The sequence below is a fragment of the Mahella australiensis 50-1 BON genome, assembly GCF_000213255.1.
In the GTDB taxonomy this organism is placed as follows: Bacteria; Bacillota; Clostridia; order Mahellales; family Mahellaceae; genus Mahella; species Mahella australiensis.
In genome coordinates, this window is record NC_015520.1 from 2,912,152 (window position 1) to 2,930,175 (window position 18,024).

16 protein-coding genes and 4 pseudogenes are annotated in these 18,024 nt (G+C 40.8%); 7 read left to right on the plus strand and 13 right to left on the minus strand.

The annotated features are described in order from the left end of the window. Positions 1 to 467: 467 nt before the first annotated feature. The 6 genes from MAHAU_RS13610 to MAHAU_RS13635 form a co-directional block, all read right to left on the minus strand. A complete protein-coding gene (locus MAHAU_RS13610; RefSeq protein WP_013782303.1) occupies positions 468 to 1,238 on the minus strand; it encodes an amidohydrolase family protein in 771 nt (256 codons plus the stop codon). Beyond that, on the minus strand, positions 1,235 to 2,668 hold the full coding sequence (locus tag MAHAU_RS13615) for a glycoside hydrolase (RefSeq protein WP_013782304.1): 1,434 nt from the start codon (positions 2,666 to 2,668) through the stop codon (positions 1,235 to 1,237). The genes MAHAU_RS13610 and MAHAU_RS13615 overlap by 4 nt, the downstream gene beginning before the upstream one ends. A 102-nt stretch (positions 2,669 to 2,770) precedes the next feature. Next, positions 2,771 to 4,411: an extracellular solute-binding protein gene (locus MAHAU_RS13620; protein WP_013782305.1), complete on the minus strand. Its 1,641-nt coding sequence runs from the start codon at positions 4,409 to 4,411 to the stop codon at positions 2,771 to 2,773. Between the two features lie 153 nt (positions 4,412 to 4,564). Continuing rightward, positions 4,565 to 5,440: a carbohydrate ABC transporter permease gene (locus MAHAU_RS13625; RefSeq protein WP_013782306.1), complete on the minus strand. Its 876-nt coding sequence runs from the start codon at positions 5,438 to 5,440 to the stop codon at positions 4,565 to 4,567. Positions 5,441 to 5,455: 15 nt separating this feature from the next. Continuing rightward, the gene (locus tag MAHAU_RS13630; protein WP_013782307.1) at positions 5,456 to 6,439 is read right to left on the minus strand and encodes an ABC transporter permease; all 984 of its coding nucleotides are present in this window, start codon (positions 6,437 to 6,439) and stop codon (positions 5,456 to 5,458) included. 128 nt (positions 6,440 to 6,567) lie between these two features. Further along, positions 6,568 to 7,260, minus strand: coding sequence for a FadR/GntR family transcriptional regulator (locus tag MAHAU_RS13635; protein ID WP_013782308.1), 693 nt, complete (start codon positions 7,258 to 7,260; stop codon positions 6,568 to 6,570). A 215-nt stretch (positions 7,261 to 7,475) separates the two neighbouring features. Here MAHAU_RS13635 and MAHAU_RS16090 point away from each other — a divergent pair, with 215 nt between their 5' ends. The 4 genes and pseudogenes from MAHAU_RS16090 to MAHAU_RS13650 all read left to right on the plus strand — a co-directional run. Continuing rightward, entirely contained in the window at positions 7,476 to 8,009 is a 534-nt protein-coding gene (locus tag MAHAU_RS16090) for a Druantia anti-phage system protein DruA (protein ID WP_049783371.1), read from the plus strand. An 18-nt stretch (positions 8,010 to 8,027) separates the two neighbouring features. After that, a pseudogene (locus MAHAU_RS16095) lies at positions 8,028 to 8,390 on the plus strand (Druantia anti-phage system protein DruA); the annotation flags it as partial. 76 nt (positions 8,391 to 8,466) lie between these two features. Further along, on the plus strand, positions 8,467 to 9,198 hold the full coding sequence (locus MAHAU_RS13645; protein ID WP_041644167.1) for a hypothetical protein: 732 nt from the start codon (positions 8,467 to 8,469) through the stop codon (positions 9,196 to 9,198). A gap of 36 nt (positions 9,199 to 9,234) precedes the next feature. Next, a pseudogene (locus tag MAHAU_RS13650) lies at positions 9,235 to 10,023 on the plus strand (IS66 family transposase); the annotation flags it as partial. Between the two features lie 501 nt (positions 10,024 to 10,524). On the opposite strand, the gene MAHAU_RS13655 reads toward MAHAU_RS13650, so the two are convergent. The 4 genes from MAHAU_RS13655 to MAHAU_RS13670 form a co-directional block, all read right to left on the minus strand. Further along, the gene (locus tag MAHAU_RS13655; RefSeq protein ID WP_013782309.1) at positions 10,525 to 11,625 is read right to left on the minus strand and encodes a DUF362 domain-containing protein; all 1,101 of its coding nucleotides are present in this window, start codon (positions 11,623 to 11,625) and stop codon (positions 10,525 to 10,527) included. 99 nt (positions 11,626 to 11,724) lie between these two features. Beyond that, positions 11,725 to 12,423 (minus strand): SDR family NAD(P)-dependent oxidoreductase, encoded by a 699-nt coding sequence (locus MAHAU_RS13660; RefSeq protein ID WP_013782310.1) that lies wholly within the window; start codon positions 12,421 to 12,423, stop codon positions 11,725 to 11,727. Positions 12,424 to 12,559: 136 nt separating this feature from the next. Continuing rightward, entirely contained in the window at positions 12,560 to 13,312 is a 753-nt protein-coding gene (locus MAHAU_RS13665) for a PIG-L deacetylase family protein (protein ID WP_216086245.1), read from the minus strand. Between the two features lie 83 nt (positions 13,313 to 13,395). After that, the gene (locus MAHAU_RS13670; RefSeq protein ID WP_013782312.1) at positions 13,396 to 14,616 is read right to left on the minus strand and encodes an MFS transporter; all 1,221 of its coding nucleotides are present in this window, start codon (positions 14,614 to 14,616) and stop codon (positions 13,396 to 13,398) included. 269 nt (positions 14,617 to 14,885) lie between these two features. Here MAHAU_RS13670 and MAHAU_RS15460 point away from each other — a divergent pair, with 269 nt between their 5' ends. The 3 genes from MAHAU_RS15460 to MAHAU_RS13685 all read left to right on the plus strand — a co-directional run bounded on the left by MAHAU_RS15460 (position 14,886) and on the right by MAHAU_RS13685 (position 16,416). After that, on the plus strand, positions 14,886 to 15,152 hold the full coding sequence (locus tag MAHAU_RS15460) for a GrpB family protein (protein WP_281004407.1): 267 nt from the start codon (positions 14,886 to 14,888) through the stop codon (positions 15,150 to 15,152). Between the two features lie 119 nt (positions 15,153 to 15,271). Further along, positions 15,272 to 15,529, plus strand: coding sequence for a type II toxin-antitoxin system prevent-host-death family antitoxin (locus MAHAU_RS13675; protein WP_041644169.1), 258 nt, complete (start codon positions 15,272 to 15,274; stop codon positions 15,527 to 15,529). 467 nt (positions 15,530 to 15,996) lie between these two features. Then, positions 15,997 to 16,416 carry an SMI1/KNR4 family protein gene (locus tag MAHAU_RS13685; protein ID WP_013782314.1) on the plus strand — a complete coding sequence of 140 codons (420 nt, stop codon included), beginning with the start codon at positions 15,997 to 15,999 and terminating at the stop codon, positions 16,414 to 16,416. A 23-nt stretch (positions 16,417 to 16,439) separates the two neighbouring features. Here the strand turns inward: MAHAU_RS13685 and MAHAU_RS16250 are convergent. The 3 genes and pseudogenes from MAHAU_RS16250 to MAHAU_RS13695 form a co-directional block, all read right to left on the minus strand. After that, a pseudogene (locus MAHAU_RS16250) lies at positions 16,440 to 16,663 on the minus strand (phage portal protein); the annotation flags it as partial. A 110-nt stretch (positions 16,664 to 16,773) separates the two neighbouring features. After that, on the minus strand, positions 16,774 to 17,334 hold the full coding sequence (locus MAHAU_RS13690) for a GNAT family N-acetyltransferase (RefSeq protein WP_013782315.1): 561 nt from the start codon (positions 17,332 to 17,334) through the stop codon (positions 16,774 to 16,776). A 371-nt stretch (positions 17,335 to 17,705) separates the two neighbouring features. Further along, a pseudogene (locus MAHAU_RS13695) lies at positions 17,706 to 17,975 on the minus strand (hypothetical protein); the annotation flags it as partial. Positions 17,976 to 18,024: the final 49 nt, after the last annotated feature.

Sequence of the window (18,024 nt, forward strand, 5' to 3'; positions counted from 1 at the left end):
GCCAGGAGCAGGCCTTAGAACGTTTCGCTGTACGCTCTGCAAGTGAAACGAAGAACAGGCGTGGCCGGAGGCATGGAGGCCGAAGGCAGGCCGCTTGAGCATGGAGGCGAATTGCGGCCGTTAGCCTGCTCGAGTGGAGCGAGCAGCTAAGCGTACAAGAAACGTTCTTCAGACTGCGATGGCTTCATGACATTGCGTAGCGTGTTGCTTCTGGAATATTATGTATCAATAAAATTACATACGCCCTGATGTTGCCACCGTATGTGTAAAGCAAGCAGCTGTAGAAATTTCAAAAGAAGTACTAGGAGGCAGTAATGTATTAGTTACTACTGTAGCTGGTCTTCCCCACGGTTCCAATATCACAGAAATCAAAGTGCTGGAAACAGAACAGGCTATCGAAAGTAGTGTCATAGAGCTTGGTATAGTATTAAATAAAGGAACTTTATTATTCAGCTATATACAAAATTTTACAAAGCCTTAAGTTTAAAAAGACGTGCTATATTACCACCCATAATATCCTTTTTGCCATCTTCTGATACTTCTCCATTTAATAAAGCATTATACCTCGCTACTTCTACATGCATAAGTTCAAAGGGCGTATCACTTCCAAAGCACACTCGTCTAGTACCTAAAGTTCTTATTGCTCTGATTATAGGTATCGTTCTTATAGCGCTACCTATGAGCGTTATATTTTGACATTCCTGCGCCACTTCTATTGCGGCATGACTTAAATCAGCAAACGATGCTCCGCCCATATGAACCATTAGGATATTAACTTCCGGAAACATTTTTGCTATTTTACCTACTCGAAATGGATGAGTTCGTTCATAATCATCTGCCCCCACATGAAGAGCTAGTATTCTTCCTGTCTTAGCGATTTCTTCTATGAGCGGTAAAGCTAATTCGGGATCATCTATAAAGAAACTATTTTGTGCACCGTTAAGCTTTATGCCATAGAAATTATATTCGTATATACATCTCTTTATAATATTTTTGGATTCTTCCAACCCAAAGTGTGGATCTACCCAGCCAAAGCCTAATATCCTGTCAGGAAATCTAACAGATGATTCATAAATATATTTATTGGCCTCTTTTATCTCTCTCATATACGGTGGTTGAAGCCAAGTTATCGCTTTATCGACATCTGCTTTATCCATCCTCTTTATAAGTTCTTCCACATTTATACTATTGTTGCCCTCTGAGACTGGCGATATATGTACATCTGCATCTATTATCATTTACAATCTTCCCCTTCATAAAATGTGGTGACAGACTGCGGAGGTGCGCAATATTTTAGTATATTATCCTCTACATTAATGGATCCTATATACTGATATTTTTCTTCGCATGATGTACGATATGCAAAAAATATATTATTATGGTTTCCATTAATTCCTATATCAATTGCCTTTTGTTCTTCACTTATATTTATAACTACTAAAGCATTAGGGTTATCAGTATTATTCGCCGAAAATCCTATCAGTCCTATTGTAGAATCAGTGGCCGAAACAGCAGCTACAGCCATGCCCTGCTGGCCGGCTCTGCAAACTTGTTTGTAAAAATAATAACCTGGTTCAACTGAATAAGTACCATCTTCATAAACCTTAAATGCCGTACCCGGATTAGGATCTCCTCCCAACCATTTAACCGGCCTTTGTATGCACGCCCACGGGATAATAGCATTTGTTTTAGCACAATAAATATTATCCCTTATCTCATTTACGAACTTAGCATCCATTTTAGACCAGCTTGTAGATGTAACCCAGCTGTGTAGGCTAGGTTTTTTCTCTCGTATTATGTCGTTGCCCAGGCTTCTATGATCACCATAAAAATTACCATAATTCGGATTAAAAAAACCATGTGAGGTAATAATACCAAGCTTATCAACAGCATCCCGATCATCAGCTATGGCATAAGCATATCCCCAGTCACTAAAGCGATACCAATTTGTAGTCTCGCCAGGCGCCACTCCCATATCATTCATGCCTTGCTTATTCAAAATATCTCTTACTAATTTAATAAAATCGACAACTTGTTCAGCAGGCCAGTACATATTGTAATCATGGCCGGTGCCAAGATTTGAACCACTACCGTCATAAGGCCATCTATGATAATCCTCGCCCTCATTATGTAAGGATATATACTTTACTGGAAGATTTTCTATATCTCGCAAATACCTAGCCCAAGACACCATATATTTAGCACAATTTATTCTATGAGAAGGATCGAGGTCGCGTCCCCTTAATATCTTTTGTTTAGTCATCCATGCAGGCGGACCATACAATGTCGTTATTATATCTAAGTCCGCGTTTCGCTGTCGTGTTATTTTAAGGCCTTCTTTGGCAAAATAGCGCATCCATCGCGTCGTTTCAGTATGTTCATATAAAGAAAGATCTACATCATCTAAGCTCTTACTGTATTCTTGAGGTGGTATAGTCGGCTGATGAAACGGATCTAAAAACATTTTGATAATGCACGGCTTTAACCCTTCTTCACTAAATATCAAGTTTAATATATTTTTACGATCTTCATCTGTTAACAAACTAAATCCGCCGTAATCCTGAGGGTCAACAGTATAATCAGGCGTTTGCGCCGTTTCAACATAATTCACCCCGAATCCATCCCATTGCTGAAGTTTTTTTTGAAAGTCAACATATGCCTTTACCATAATCTTTATACATCCTCTCCAGATAATAATTTTTTCAAGCCCACAAGCTATTCAAGCTATTATTTTTTTATTAAATAAACTTATGGGCTTTTATGCATTAAATTATTTGCTTAAATATGGTTTGAAACTCCTGTTATAAAAGTCATTTGCCTCTTTTGTCATAATATCGCCGCCATTGGCAAACCACGTTTTCGTATACTCATCAAAAGCATCTATAGACTTTTTCCCTGTTATTATATCTAAGTATACTGATTTAGTAAGGGTCATTAAGTCATTACTATATTTCTGCATAGCAGGAGTATTTATTCCCATTAATACATCCCACATACCTGGATTTTGAGAAGCATACTCCACAGCTTTAGGATCAAGATAGTCTTTATATATATCTTCTACCCATATGGGGCATAAAGCACTTTCAGACATCTCTCTAACACCAACTTCGTCTAATCTTTTATTAAATTCAGTATAAGGTTCAAGGAACGTTGTGCCACCTTTATTTGCCGTTTTATCAATAAAGTCCCAGTGCACTCCTCTTTCACCCAACATAGCCAATTCAAAAAGCTCTTTGTCCGTGGCTATTGTTTCAAACATTCGCAGTATCGTTTCTAATTTGGCTTGATCTTTTTCAAGATGTTTGCCAAAGCATAAAACATATTTTCTCGGGCCCCATTCCCATGTCCCGTATTTACCATCGGGACCCTTAGGCCCGGGCACTGCTGTTATTTTAGCACCAGGAAGTTTCGATATATTTACATGAATCATACCTGTAGGTACTAAGGCAGGTGCATAACCTTTGGCTGTGCCTAGCGTTCCTATAGTTCCGGCATAAAAATCAGCTTCGGCTTTAGCTGTAGTTAATATACCTTTGGGTAAGAGGCCTTCATTATACCATTTCCCAAGTAATTGAAGGGCTTCTCTTACTTCCGGCTGTACTTCGCCCCTTACTACTTGACCATCTTTAAGCATCCATTGCCCGGGCATTATCCCATAAGCTGCAAAAACTTCGGAAAAGCCAACACCTGGTTGATCTGTCCCTGCTGTATAGCCAAACTCATCCTTTTGTCCGTTTCCGTTAGGATCTTTCTCTCTGACTGCTTTTAACCACGATTCGAACTCCTCCAATGTTTTAGGAGGATCCATATCGAATTTCTCTAGCCAATCTCCTCTGTATACAAATGTGTGCCTATTCGGTCCAAACATATTGAACGAAGGTATGCCATAGAGTTTGCCTGTTTCGACATCCTGGCCCCATGCCCACATGGCAGGATATACCCTATCAACCTCTGGGACATACTTAGGAAGGGCTTTTTTAAGCAGATCCATATTTAACTCAGCAAACCAACCCGCTTTAACAGCTTCAGGGCTTAAAGATGAAAGTTGAATAACATCTGAAGGTGACTCGCCAGAAGCAACAAGCATATTAAATTTGTTAGTCCAATCTGTACCCTCATGAGTTCCCATAGGTATCATCTTAAACTTTACATTAAATCCCTTTTTTATAAGCAATTCTGGAAGTTTTTTTACCACATAAGATTCAGGACCCGCCAAATCCAGGAAACATATATAGGATATTTCCATGGGTTCATCCATACTTTTAGCACCTTTTTCAGTATCGCTTTCTTGTGCCTGCTTATCCTGACTTCCCGCTGGCGCGCTTGTGTCGGAACCGCACCCTGCCATTATCAAAGCCAAAGATAAAATACATACAACCAACGTTAATACTTTATGCGGCAAATTTTTCATAATTGTGTTACCCCTCTCTTAGTTTTTATTTAGATTTCTCATAATCAGCTATTTTAAGTACCATAATCGTCCCTGTAGTTTCAAACAAATTATTACACTTTAGCATCACTCCTCTAACAATATTTTTGACTCAAACAGCATTTAAGCAATCTATTAACCTTTTACAGCACCTACCATCACTCCTTTCACAAAATATTTTTGTGCAAATGGATATACTACTAATATTGGAATAGTAGAAATTAAGATTGTAGCACTTTTAAGGGATTCAGGCCAAACATTTGATGTTTCTTGTAATACCGTCAGCTCACTATAATAAATATTGGATTCAATAATAAGGTTCCTAATCATCCTTTGTAAAACATATTTGTTATTATCGTTTATATACATTAAATTATCAAAGTAAGCGTTCCAATGATATACAGCCATCCATAATGCAACAGTAGCAATAACCGGCATTGACAAAGGTACCACTATTCTTATAAATATTAGCCAATCTGACGCACCATCTATACGTGCAGATTCTTCAATACTTTCAGGTATTGATTGGAAAAAATTTCTCATAATTATAAGATTAAAACCCCAGACGAGGGAAGGAAGAATCATGGACCATCTATTATTAAGTAATCCCAAGCCTCGCATTAATAAATAATTGGGAACAGTACCTCCAGAGAAATACATTGTGAATAAGATAGCTCCCATAAAAAACTTTCTTAATGGCAAATATTTTTTTGATAATGCGTAAGCTCCCATACCAGTGGTAAAAACCGACAATACAGTACCGATAATGGTCCTATGCAATGTATTATAGTATGCATTCCAAATATCGTCGGAACTAAATATTTTTTCAAAGGAAGATGTATCTATTTCTCTAGGCCATAAATGCAATCCTGGCCTCATCGCTTCAGCCTGAGTACTAAAAGCTATAGCAGTGATATGTATAAAAGGATATAAAGTTATAACACATAATATGGTTAATATACTATAGTTAACTATCTCAAATATTTTTTCTCCATTAACTTTCTTATTCATAATTCGCTCCCCCTTTTACCAAATGCCTTCTTGGCCTAAGCGTTTAGCTATAAAATTAGCGGTTACAACTAATAATAGTCCTATAAATGACTTAAACAAGCCTATAGCAGTACTATAGCTAAAATTCATTCGTAAAAGGCCTTGTTCATACACGTAGGTATCGATAATTTCTCCTACCGAAGCAACAGCAGGGTTTATAAGATTAAAAACTTGATCGAAACCTGCATCAAGTATGTTTCCGACTCGGAGTATGAACATTATCACAATAGTTGACGCAATGCCCGGCAAAGTTATATGTAATAATTGTTGTAATTTCCCTGCGCCATCTATAATAGCAGCCTCATATAATTCAGCATCTATACCAGATAATGCAGCCAGATATATTATTGAGCCCCATCCCACTTCAACCCAAATATCAGTTACAACCAACATCATCCTAAAATATTTCGGGTCACCCAACAAATTAATGGGTTCCTTACCCATAGCTTCAAAAAGCGGCAATATTACACCCGTATCGGGATTAAAGATAATTCTCAAAATACCGGCTAAAATAACCCACGATATAAAATGAGGCAAATAAGAAATAGTTTGAACTGTTTTTTTAAAACGCTGGTGCTTAACTTCATTTAATAGCAAAGCAAGAATTATAGGTGCGGGAAAGCCAAATATAATTTTATAAATGCTAATTAAAACTGTATTGATAATTATCTGCACGCCGTTCATGCTGGAAAAAAAGTCACTAAAATGTTTAAACCCTACCCATGGACTTTGGATAATACTAGCTATAAAGCCTTGACCGGCTATCGGCCTATAATCTTGAAAAGCAATCACTATACCAAAAATCGAGCCATATCTAAATATAACAAAATAAAGAAGTGTAGGTAATAGCATTAACATTAAGCTACGATAGTGCCATATTTCATATAATATTCCTTTGTTTCTTCTTTGTGTCAGACTATGTTCCTGGGCTTTACCTATAGTCAGATTTTGAATATGCATTATATATCCTCTCCTTCTAATAGTAGTAGAAACAGATCGACGACGTTACTAACAACACGGCGCTTTATTAATCTGTTCTCAAAAAGCCGTAACACTTATTAACGTACCACATTTTGATATATCCAAAACTATTTTGTTTCTTCCAAGCTACTTTTCCATCCTTCGAAGCTCGCCATAACGGCACGGAATAATTCCATTTCGTTTTTATCACAAAAAGCTTTAAATATTTTTTTATGATCCTCTACGGCTGTCTGTGGTATCCTTTTCATAGAAGTTCCTATTGACGCCTTAAAAAGTTCTAATACAGTGGATCCTATACTGATTACGAAGGGATTGTGCGTGCTATTTAATATAGCGTAATGAAAAGCCAGATCATCTTCCGCTTGTTGTCTACCTAACCTTATATTGTCCTCCAACAACTTTATAGTATCACCTATGAGCTCTATATCTTCAGGCGTTGCCTTTTTCATAGCCATAAGCATATATGCCGGCTCAAACATTTCTCTTAATTCAAATATTTCTATATTTGAACCTTGTTCTATAAGTAGAGCAAAAATTAAAGAGTTTATACCATTAACATCACATTTTTCTTTTATAAAGGTTCCATCCCCTTGTCTTACTTCAACTACGCCCATGGCCTCTAACATTTTTATAGCCTCTCTAACGCTAGTTTTACCCACTCCTAAACTTTTAGCCAATTCCGCCTCCGGTGGCAAATAGTCACCTGCTTTTAATTCTTTATTAATCAATGCCTCTTTTATACGATCTAATATTAATTTTACTACAGAACCTGTTTTTACTGGTTTAGTTAATGCCTGCATGATAAATAAAGTCCTACCTCTCACTTTAATAATACTGATATCATACATCAGATATCTGATGTATGATATCAGTATTATATATTATAAATTTTATAAATGCAATAGCTTTATAAAATTTTTCTTTAAAGTTGCTATAAACATGTTACTATTCACAGCCCTATTTAATCTTCATTCATAACACATAGGATATTCTTAAATAGCATTACGAGTTCGCAATGATAAAAAGAATAAAAGCGCGGCAGACACAACACCAAATAAAAGAAATTATGAATACATATAATAGACCGGAAATAACAGATGAAAAGATTGAGGTTATCCGAAGGCTGATTGCGGAAAACCCAACCATGGGACGCACAAAGCTATCGGTAATATTATGCGTGATGTGGGACTGGCGCAGTCAGAACGGTCAGCTAAAGGACATGTCATGCAGGGATATGCTCCGAGCATTAGATAAAGCCGGTAAAATTGTGCTGCCAAAGTCAAAATCCATCTCTCGTAAGGCAGGTGTGCCCATGAGGATAAAACACCTGGTACATGACGAGACTCCCATAGTAGGCAGCTTGAAGGATCTGCGTCCACTGTATGTTAAGGTCGTATCGTCAAGTGATGAACTTGTACAATTTAAGTCATACATCGACCAATATCACTATCTTGGTTTTGACCGCTACGTTGGCGAGCACTTAGCATATATGGTCTACAGCCGTGATGGGGCTGCTTTATCATGTCTGCTGTTTGGGTCCGCCGCATGAGCATGCAAGGAGCGTGACGCATTCATTGGTTGGGATATGCAGCAGCGCAAGCATAACCTTAACATGATGACGAACAATAGCAGATATTTAATACTCCCATGGGCAAGGGTTCCGCACTTGGCAAGTCATATACTATCGCTCATAACCAAGCGAATCAGTACAGATTGGGAACAAAAATACGGTCATCCGATATACCTACTTGAAACGTTCATAGAAACCGGACGGTTCAAAGGGACCTGCTATAAAGCAGCCAACTGGATACGTGTTGGCAGCACAACAGGTCGTGGGCGTGACGGCGGACATCATCGAGCCATTCTGCCGGCGAAGGACATATACCTTTACCCGCTGAATACTGACTACCGGGCAAAGCTTTGCCAATGATGCGCAATGGATTACCTGCAGAAACGGCTGCGGGATTTAGGTTGAAATGTCTGGATCAGGAAAGGAGATAACCATTTTGGGTACGAATTATGAAAAAGCCTTCTACAGGGATTATGAGCAATTATTCCAGAAGAATGAGAAACAGGCTTCGGAGTTGCGCACTCTCAAATACAACTACAACTTGATATCAAGAAAAAATGAGACATTAGAAAAGCAGAAACAGGAATTAGCTGAGCAAAATTCCGCAAAAGATGTCTTGATAATTGACCTGACAAAAGAGGTTGAGCGACTAAAGTCTCTTTTGAATATTGATGGGACGAACAGCGGGCTTTCTACAAGCAGCACGCCGATAAACAAGGAAAAGGTAATCCCTAACAGCCGTGAAAAGATGGGAAAGAAAATCGGCGGGCAGTTCGGGCATGCCAAAAAGAAATTAGAACGATTCGCAGACTCCGAAGTCGACACCTATGTGGAACATGTCCCTGAAGAATGTCCGGAATGCCAATGCACGGACCTTGATGATACGGGTGAAGTGATAGAAAAGGACTGCCTTGATTACAAAATAGTCGTGGAGAAAATACGGCACAGGTTCCGGGTAAAACGCTGTCATCAATGCGGAAAGGAATTTCATGAGAGGATACCGGATGATCTGAAGGAAGAAAACCAGTACGGCATTCAGGTTCAAGCAACAGCCTTGACGTTCATGAATCAGGGGAATGTGTCCCTGAACAAGGTTCGAAAAATGATAAATGGATTCACAGGAGGCGAGATGCAGCTTTCAGAGGGGTATCTATGCAAACTGCAGTAGAGGGCTTCACAGAATGCCTGGGATTTCTGCGAGGATGTCAGAAAGGAAATATTGAAACTGGATATGGTCTACTGGGACGACACAGTAATTATGATCAACACACAAAGAGGCTGCCTAAGGTTCTATGGTACGGAGAAACTCGCCTTATACAAGGCACACATGCATAAGGACAAGGAAAGCCTGGATGAGGACAATATCCTGAAACTGCTTCCCCCCACCACTACTGTGGTACACGACCACAATAAGGTAAACTACAATGAAGATTATTCCTTCCAGAATGCCGAATGCAATGAGCATCTGCTAAGAGATTTAAAGAAAGTCCAGGACGAGCTTGGACACAAATGGGCAGAGGATCTGGCGAGGCTGCTCGCTGACACCAACAGGCAAAGAGAAGAGCTGATAAACAATGGTGTGTCAAAATTCAGTCCAGAAGCACTTTCAGAGTTCTTCGATAAATTCAACAGCATTATGCTTGATGCATATAGGGAAAATGAGGCGGCCAACTCGAAGTATTATGCCCAGGATGAAAAAACACTGATACTGCGAATATTAGACTTCAAGAATGAATACCTTGCATGGGTGGTGAACTTTGATATCCCCTTCACTAATAATCTCAGTGAGCGTAGTCTACGGGGCGCAAAAACCAAAATGAAGGTATCCGGGCAGTTTCAAAATGTTAAAGCGGCATCATTCTATGCCAATATTAAAACCTATCTTGAAACGTGTTACAGGAACGGAATCAATGAGTTCTATGCACTGCTTCGGCTTTGCAGAGAGGATCTGTTCAAACTGGAAGAAATTCTGAATGATGGGGAACAAGGCTAGAAATTAGCCTTATTCCCCAAACCCTTTTGCATATTCGGGTTCGAAAGAATGCTATAGTTGCTTGCCGGTGAATGTCAGGATGCTCTCGGGCTGAAAGTAAAACCGGACATCCCTGAGGAGGGATACCTTTTTCTTATCAGCTCGGGAGCTCCGCTATGCTTTTTGCCTTATACCCGAGCAGACGTCAGGACTGTTTGCGGGTGTTGGGGCCACCGTGTTTTTTCTCAGTATATGCGGTGACGCGCTTCCGCACGCGACATGCCGCAACCGGACAGCGGGGCAGAAACTGTCCGGTTGCGGCATGTGGGGTATAAGCCCTAATATTTCGTGAAATTCTCAAAAGGGCTGATTCCGGTTCATCCATCCTTCCTGCGTACGTCCCGGATTTCTAAGGGGCTGTGAATAATAACCCTATTTCCTTATACCAACTTTAAAGTTTTAACAAACTTATTGAAAACTATAGGATACCGGTTGGTAGCCCGGCATCCTAAATAAGCCGGTTTAATCTACCTCTATTATATTATACTGCATGGTACCAAGGCCATGGCGTTCCAAGGCCTTAACCTGTACAAACGGATCTTTTCCATGGACCTTCTCCAACAGATGCTTTGTTCCTTCGGGATCATCGGCCAGTTGGCGGCCAGCGGGCAGGGAGTTCGGCAACAGATCGTATTTGTTTATGGCATCCAAACACGCCGTCTCTATTGCGACTATATCATCGGAAGCCATGATACCTATGTCCGGGACCAGTGGCGGCGTGGATAATCCCCAGCAATCGCAGACATATGTAATATTGGTCAATACGTTTATGAACAATGTCCGGCCTGGTTCAAATGTATTGAGCACGGTGGCGGTGGTCAGCGCCATACCTTCCTGAAAATCATCGAAAGCGCTCATATTCGCCGTTAGCGCACCGGTAGGACAAGCGTTTACACAATGCTGGCAATAGGTGCAGTTATCATAATTTATATGATATTTGCCGTCCTCATCGAAGCTATTAGCATTATAGCGGCACGCTTTGATGCATTCCCTGTCATGTTCGCATTTCTCTTCATCCCAATTGAAGCCACCCTGCAGCGCATGTATATCGGAGCGGGTCTTGGCCGTTACGCAGCCCATCGCTATATTCTTGCAGGCTCCACCGTAAGCACAAGCACCGTGGCCTTTTACATGCGAAAAATCTATAAGCACGTCGGCATCATTGATATGCCCAGCTACCTGCACTTCTTTTAAGCTTTTGTAATCGACAGGCACACTGTAATAGTACTTATCGAATAGTCCCGTAGCTGCAACCAACGGCGCCCCTATTACCTCTTCGGTATAGCCGCGGCGTTTAGCTCCAGGCACATCTGCCGGTATATCGGTAACAAAGACGATAGCCCCAGCTCTTTTTAGAGCATCTACCAATAATTGCACAAAGAGTGGATGTATTGTAGTATAACCAAGATTTCCTCCAAAGTGCATTTTGACAGCCACGCGTTTGCCGCCTACCATATCGCGCAGCGGCAAACCGGCCAACATGCGCCTGAATTTAGCCGGCAGTGTGGAATTAGCCTCGAGTTTATCATATCCCATTGAACAGTAATATACATCAGATGCCATAGTTTTTAATTCGACCCTCCTAACGTTTTTTATATATTATCACAAGCACCCGCCTTGTTCAAGCCTACAGCTTTATCCCTTCAATATCTTTGTTTAAATTCATATTGTCATGGGCTCACCCCTATAATTAATAAATCCTATATCTCCTACTTCAGTTATGCCAGTAGCAATGCGGTAAATGCCGTCTGCGGATTCCTCAGGTTCGATCTGTGCCGTTGTACGACCCATCTCAGTATTCATCCTGCCAGGGTGCACAGCAAATATCCTGTATCGCTTGCCTACCGTAGCCCGTAGGATAAACACCGCTTTATTTGCTGCCGCTTTTGAAATGGAGTAAGAAGGAAAACTGCTGCCCGAGTTGGATATACTGCCTGCTTCGGATGTGATGAAAATCATCGTTCCCTTACCATCATCGCGCATCAACGGTAAAAATTCTTTCATCATTATAACAGTTCCTATGGTATTCACTTCAAGACTCTTTTTCAAATCTTTAACATCAATATTATAAATGAGATCTTCTCTATCTTTAGGCAATAGAATGCCCGCATTATTGATTAGAATATCAATGCTTCCAAAGATATCGCATGCAATCCGCGCAGAGGAATTCACCGAGCTTTCGTCAGACACATCCATCGGCACTATCACGATCCTACCTTCATTTGCCGATGCAAAGCCCTCGAGTTGTGATTTATCATCGCCTTCGTACACACCTGCAAGCACACGGTGCCCTCTCTCGACAAACGTCTTAACTAAGCAAAGCCCCAAGCCTTTATTAGTGCCTGTTATAACAACATTCATACCATTAATCCTCCAAAATTGTATTTATTTCTCAAACTTCCCAAAGTCATAGGCCTTCAAAAGGCTTATGATTAAAACCAATCAATTATGAGTAATATCCATGCTAAAGATGCATTCTGATATAGATACAATTCTTCTATATATGAATGGCGTCTACAAAGCAATGCATGAACAACCTGCTCATAACCTTAAATCCCTCTCCCACCTCGAAACCTTTACCTTGGGCTAATTCCCGGCCTTTCATAGTAAAATAATAGCGGTATAATTCCAATATATTTTCGTCAAATTGGCTTTCATGCATTGCCATAGCCGCAAATTTTTTCTCCATAGTCGCAGTGGTATCGATAATGGTATTAGGGTTTGCGGTAAAATAGAATGCAATAATCGGTACTTCCCATGGGCTGTTCTGTTTACCGCGTGGATAATTGGCATTTCCGCTCATTAAAAAAGCCTGCGCTACCGCATAGCCGGTCTTGCGATGGTCAGCGTGGGCCTCATACGGCAACCATGGATCAGGGCACAGGATAGCGTCCGCTTTCATATCGCGAATAACCTCTATTATCCCGGGTACGATTTCCTCTATGCTTTGCGGCATGTTATCCGGAAGCCCGAGGGAATAAAATCCTTTTACCCCCAAATAGCGTCCGGCGGCCTCTGTTTCCTTAGCGCGAACAGCTTTTATTTCCTCAGGCTCAATATTCGAACCGCCGAGGTCACCGCTGGTTATCGTAAGATAGTATACCTCGCTACCTTGCTCCGAAAGTTTCGCGATAGTGGCACCGGCGCCTACTTCATTATCATCCGGATGCGGCTGCACACAAAGGACCCTTTTGCTCGCCATCAGATCTGGCGGTGTAAGCATTTGTTTGACTTTGTTCTCGTCCATCATGACTCCTCCTTTATAGTATTATCCTTAAAACGAACCAACCATGAACAAACATATGATAACATCATCAGCGCGAGCGGGAATACTTAAAACATCATTCTATTAGCCAGTGCCGGGTTGGAACCGGGATTTTGACTACTCTGGAATCCAAACCACACAGCCAGCAGTAAAAATGCGAGGCTTTTAATCAAACCTGAAAATCTGGTGACAAAGCTAATGGTAGATTGATATATACCCTCTCGGCGAAGGCCACTTTTTTGGGCATCTTCATCGATAATACGCGCTATGACCAGGTCGAGGGTAGCGGTTACGCCGGCAATGCCTATGCCGATGAGCATTCCGGCGATCATCGCCTGTATAAGAGATTTAACAAATAAAAACGGTATAAACGACAAGCCCAACCACATCAAAGCAGCTCTCCATGCCTTTACCGGACCTATCTTACGAGCGGCCAAACTCCATACAGCAACAGCCGGAATGGCGATAATGAATACTGTGCCAGTCATGTAAGTCGCATTGTTATCAGGAAGCTGCAACGTATATTTTACAAAGAACGGAATACTGGCCAAAAGCAATCCTGATGTGCCTTGATAGAAAAAATTCGCGAAGCTGAAAGCCCAAAAATTGCTGTTTGCGACAACCGCGCCAAACGATTCTTTTAAGCCGGGAACCCTTAACTTACTGAAATTCGGGTCCTCCTTGCAGCCCATTATAGAAAATACCAGAAGTCCCATGCCCAGCAATGCGAGGATAACGGCAAGTGTGGAATAGCCGATAGCATCTGCAAGCATTGGAGTAAGGGCCACGCCAATTATCAGTCCAACCAGTTGAAGCGCCTGCCTTATGCCATTTGCACTTGTACGGCTTTTAATATCGCGGAACAGTTCCGGAAACAATGAATGGTAATTGGTCGTCGTTATGGTACTCATGGTTTCAGTCAACATAAGAAACACGGTAAAATACACGGCCAATTCCGTGCCATTCTTCAATGATGACGGAGGACTGAAAAACAGTATCATAGCAATCGCAAATAAAGGCGCGCCAGCCAAAATCCATGGACGGCGTCGTCCCCATTTGGTACGGGTACGGTCGGATAAAAAGCCGAACATAGGGTCGTTGACCGCGTCCCAGATAGCGAAAATCGTGGTGCCAAGCGCAATAAGGGACATGGATAATCCGATTTTATCATTGTAAAAGAAAGTACCATATGAACTATACATCATCCCAGGAATGGTAACTCCAAGCATACCGATGGCATACCTCCATGGAGACGCCAAGCGATCTGCAGTTTCTGTTTTTTCACTCATATAATGCTGAACTCCTCTCCAATAATTTCTATAACTCTCCCTATTGTGACAAAAAGCAAGGCGAGGACACATATGAAATACAATGCAAGTATAGCATTTGTTATAAATATTATCAAGGCTGCGACACTATGGGAAATAGCGGACAGCTTGTCTAATCCTGTTTGGAGGAATAAAAGCGTTCTGTAAAACCTGTTTGTTATTCTTTATGAACAAGTTTCATAACAATCAGCTTATGCATTGTATTTTTCCCTTATACTTTTCAGCGGTTCATCAGAGTAGTTCCCTATGATCCTTCGTGGAAAGCGGAATATGAAGTAGAGACGCAGAAAATAAGGAATATCCTGAAAGATATCATAGTGGAAATTTATCATATTGGCAGTACAGCGGTAGAAGGGTTGGCTGCAAAAACGATTATTGATATCATGCCTGTGGTAACAGATATAAATTCCGTCGAGTGTCTTGTTCGGTTTCGCCCTTATTCTTCTACATCTATCGTCACGCTGGACTTGAATTCTACAGTGAATTTGTCCTCGTAGACGGTGACTTTTTGAATCGAAGTATTTTCCTTGGAGTGACATAAATTTTTGAAATTAAATATGCCGTTGAATTTTACGAATAATAAGCAAATAATAATAGCGGAAAGGAGCTGCTATATATGCCAAATATTAAACCTATATCGGATTTGCGCAATCACAACAAGGTTTTGCGTGACGTTGCCGTCGGCGAACCAGTTTTTTTAACGAAGAACGGTAGAGGTCGCTATGTTCTTCTCGATATTTCCGACTATGAAAAAACGCAGGCAACTATCAAGTTGTTTGGCGAGCTTAACAAAGGCCGTAAATCCGGGGATGAAAATGGATGGCTTTCGCACGAAGAAGTGAAAGCGCATTTCAAAGAAAAAGAAGATGAATAAGCCGCGTTACTCTCCCGAGGCCTTGAATGACCTCGATGAAATTTGGGAATATATCCATAATGAGCTGCAAAATCCTGCCGCAGCGCGAGAAACTGCGGGATTTTCCGGAAGTCGGCGCTCTCCTGTCATCAATTACGGGGATTGAAAGTGATTATCGACATCTCATCTGCGGACATTACATAGCATTTTACCATATATACGGCTCAAATGTGTTTATTGACCGGATTTTATACGGATGACGTGATTATCTGCGTATTTTGTTTGATGGATTATCAGAGGAATAGTCGTGCTTACCATGCTGCTAAAGGAGGTATAATTATTTTTAATATTGCCATACAGGTGGCAACATTTATAAAAATAGAATTGAATTATATGGCAAAGAAATCTTTTAATCGGCAACTACAGGGTAGCATGGACATGCGTATTAGTAAGATAATGCGCAACGAATAATATTGGGAGATAGTCAAATGAGCGTTTGGAATTTATTATATAAGGGATTAACGGGTACACATGATTACATTAAACCAAATCTTCCAGCCACACAAAAACAGATTTTTGATGTTGAAAAATCACTGGGTTATAAATTACCTACTGATTTAAAGGAACTGCTTCTCGAAATGAACGGGGATAATTGGCTCATTTTTTCTACGGAGCAAATCATGGAAATAAATTTGTCTGTACGAAAACTTGATTGTTATATGCCCCTTGACTGTTTGCTGTTTTTTGGTGGCAACGGTTGTGGCGATTATTATGGATATCCAATAACGCATCAAGACGGAGTGAGAGATGATAGTGTATTTATATGGGAACATGAATACGATAGCCGTATATGGAAAGCAAATAACTTAGAAGATTTGATAAAAAAATACTACAACGACGAAATATAGTATATTATCAATCACAGTTTCCATTCGGGGTTTGGCTCGTCGTGGAGTAGGGAGTAAAGCGGGCAACTTATAACGCACTCCTTCCCGCCATCCAGCTTGTACCGGTACACATGGAGTGGCAGGTTGGCGACGGCTTCGCTCATTGACCGTCTTGCCGCTGGTTGTGCCACCGAACATGAAGCTGAACTCGCCACCGACACGGTCCGCGGCTTGTCCGGGAATGGAACAGCCCTGTCAATATACCCAACGGATATCGTTTCCTGAAAATAGGCATAAAAAAGCGCCTCTTGCGAGATGCTTTGCGTAAATCATTGCATAAGGTTAAGCCGTTTACTGTATATTAAGAAGGATACATATTTAAATATATTGGTAATCTTCTGCGACAAGTCCGTACATTGAATAATCGCAGATACCTTGGTTATTCCAATCTCCCTGCTTTATAGTTCCCTCATAAATTAATCCACATTTTTTCATGACTTTTCCTGAATTAGGATTTCTCGGGTCATGTCTGGCTTCAATGCGATTTACTTTGACTTCTTTAAAAAAGAAACGAACTAAAGCACCGAGTGCTTCCGAAGTTATTCCTTGATGCCACCAATTCCTCCCAATGCAGTAGCCGACATGAACCATATTAATGCGTTCGTCCATCTTCACGATGCTTATACTTCCAATTGGTTCATTTCCATTTGATTTCAATACGATTGCCCATTGATAGAAGGCGTCATCCTCATATTGCGCGACCCATTCCTTTAGTATGGATTCTGATACACTCACATCCTTATGGGAAGGCCACGTTAAATATTTTGTTACTTCAGAGTCACTGGCCCAGTTCTTAAACATAGCCTCTGCATCGGACAATTCAAACCTGCGTAACTTCAGTCTATTGGTTTCTAACTCTTTTGTGCCTAAATGCTTCATTCTACACACCTTTCTATATTATTGCCGTTTAAGGAAATTATATATATCATAGACATTATAGCATTATTTAGCGACAAATTGTAGTACCGACAATCCTCGGCGAGTGCTTCAACCGTTTTGCCCTTTGAAGAGCTACAAAAAAAAATTAACAAATACCGTGGCCGCAATAGGATCAATAGTAATAATGATCCTATTGGATGCATTATCCTAACCGAACTGTTCTTCTTTGACGAGCATGGCTGGATTCCAATACCAGAAAATTGGAGTTTAAACATCATAGCTCATCGGCTCTCCGCTATTTTAGCTGTTTATCATATTTTGGTAATTTGATATTCATGTAATATATCAACGCATTGCCGCATACATACTCTATTGCGCTTTGCCTGAGCCAGCGCTTCATCAGATATATCTACGGCAACGACGCTTTTAGCACCATATTTGCAGGCATGCAGAGCAAATGCTCCCGTATGGCAAAAGCAGTCCAGCACACCGACTATCACATTTATAAACCTGTCCATGCCTAACGCAAGAATCTGTGCGACCAAATAATCGCCGAATTTATCCACTATGAGGCCGGGCAAGAAATCGGCTTCGGCAAATATTACGCAGCAACACAACGTATCGGCAAAATGCTGCCTATATGCTCAGGCTTCAGCACTATGAAAAATAGCGGATCGCTTGTTTAAATCC

What these genes read in the sequence shown, in the direction of transcription:
- MAHAU_RS13610 (WP_013782303.1), bottom strand. Translation starts at nt 1,238, where the DNA reads ATGATAATAGATGCAGATGTACATATATCGCCAGTCTCAGAGGGCAAC.
- MAHAU_RS13615 (WP_013782304.1), bottom strand. Translation starts at nt 2,668, where the DNA reads ATGGTAAAGGCATATGTTGACTTTCAAAAAAAACTTCAGCAATGGGAT.
- MAHAU_RS13620 (WP_013782305.1), bottom strand. Translation starts at nt 4,411, where the DNA reads ATGAAAAATTTGCCGCATAAAGTATTAACGTTGGTTGTATGTATTTTA.
- MAHAU_RS13625 (WP_013782306.1), bottom strand. Translation starts at nt 5,440, where the DNA reads ATGAATAAGAAAGTTAATGGAGAAAAAATATTTGAGATAGTTAACTAT.
- MAHAU_RS13630 (WP_013782307.1), bottom strand. Translation starts at nt 6,439, where the DNA reads ATGCATATTCAAAATCTGACTATAGGTAAAGCCCAGGAACATAGTCTG.
- MAHAU_RS13635 (WP_013782308.1), bottom strand. Translation starts at nt 7,260, where the DNA reads ATGCAGGCATTAACTAAACCAGTAAAAACAGGTTCTGTAGTAAAATTA.
- MAHAU_RS16090 (WP_049783371.1), top strand. Translation starts at nt 7,476, where the DNA reads ATGATAAAAAGAATAAAAGCGCGGCAGACACAACACCAAATAAAAGAA.
- MAHAU_RS13655 (WP_013782309.1), bottom strand. Translation starts at nt 11,625, where the DNA reads ATGGCATCTGATGTATATTACTGTTCAATGGGATATGATAAACTCGAG.
- MAHAU_RS13660 (WP_013782310.1), bottom strand. Translation starts at nt 12,423, where the DNA reads ATGAATGTTGTTATAACAGGCACTAATAAAGGCTTGGGGCTTTGCTTA.
- MAHAU_RS13665 (WP_216086245.1), bottom strand. Translation starts at nt 13,312, where the DNA reads ATGATGGACGAGAACAAAGTCAAACAAATGCTTACACCGCCAGATCTG.
- MAHAU_RS13670 (WP_013782312.1), bottom strand. Translation starts at nt 14,616, where the DNA reads ATGAGTGAAAAAACAGAAACTGCAGATCGCTTGGCGTCTCCATGGAGG.
- MAHAU_RS13675 (WP_041644169.1), top strand. Translation starts at nt 15,272, where the DNA reads ATGCCAAATATTAAACCTATATCGGATTTGCGCAATCACAACAAGGTT.
- MAHAU_RS13685 (WP_013782314.1), top strand. Translation starts at nt 15,997, where the DNA reads ATGAGCGTTTGGAATTTATTATATAAGGGATTAACGGGTACACATGAT.
- MAHAU_RS13690 (WP_013782315.1), bottom strand. Translation starts at nt 17,334, where the DNA reads ATGAAGCATTTAGGCACAAAAGAGTTAGAAACCAATAGACTGAAGTTA.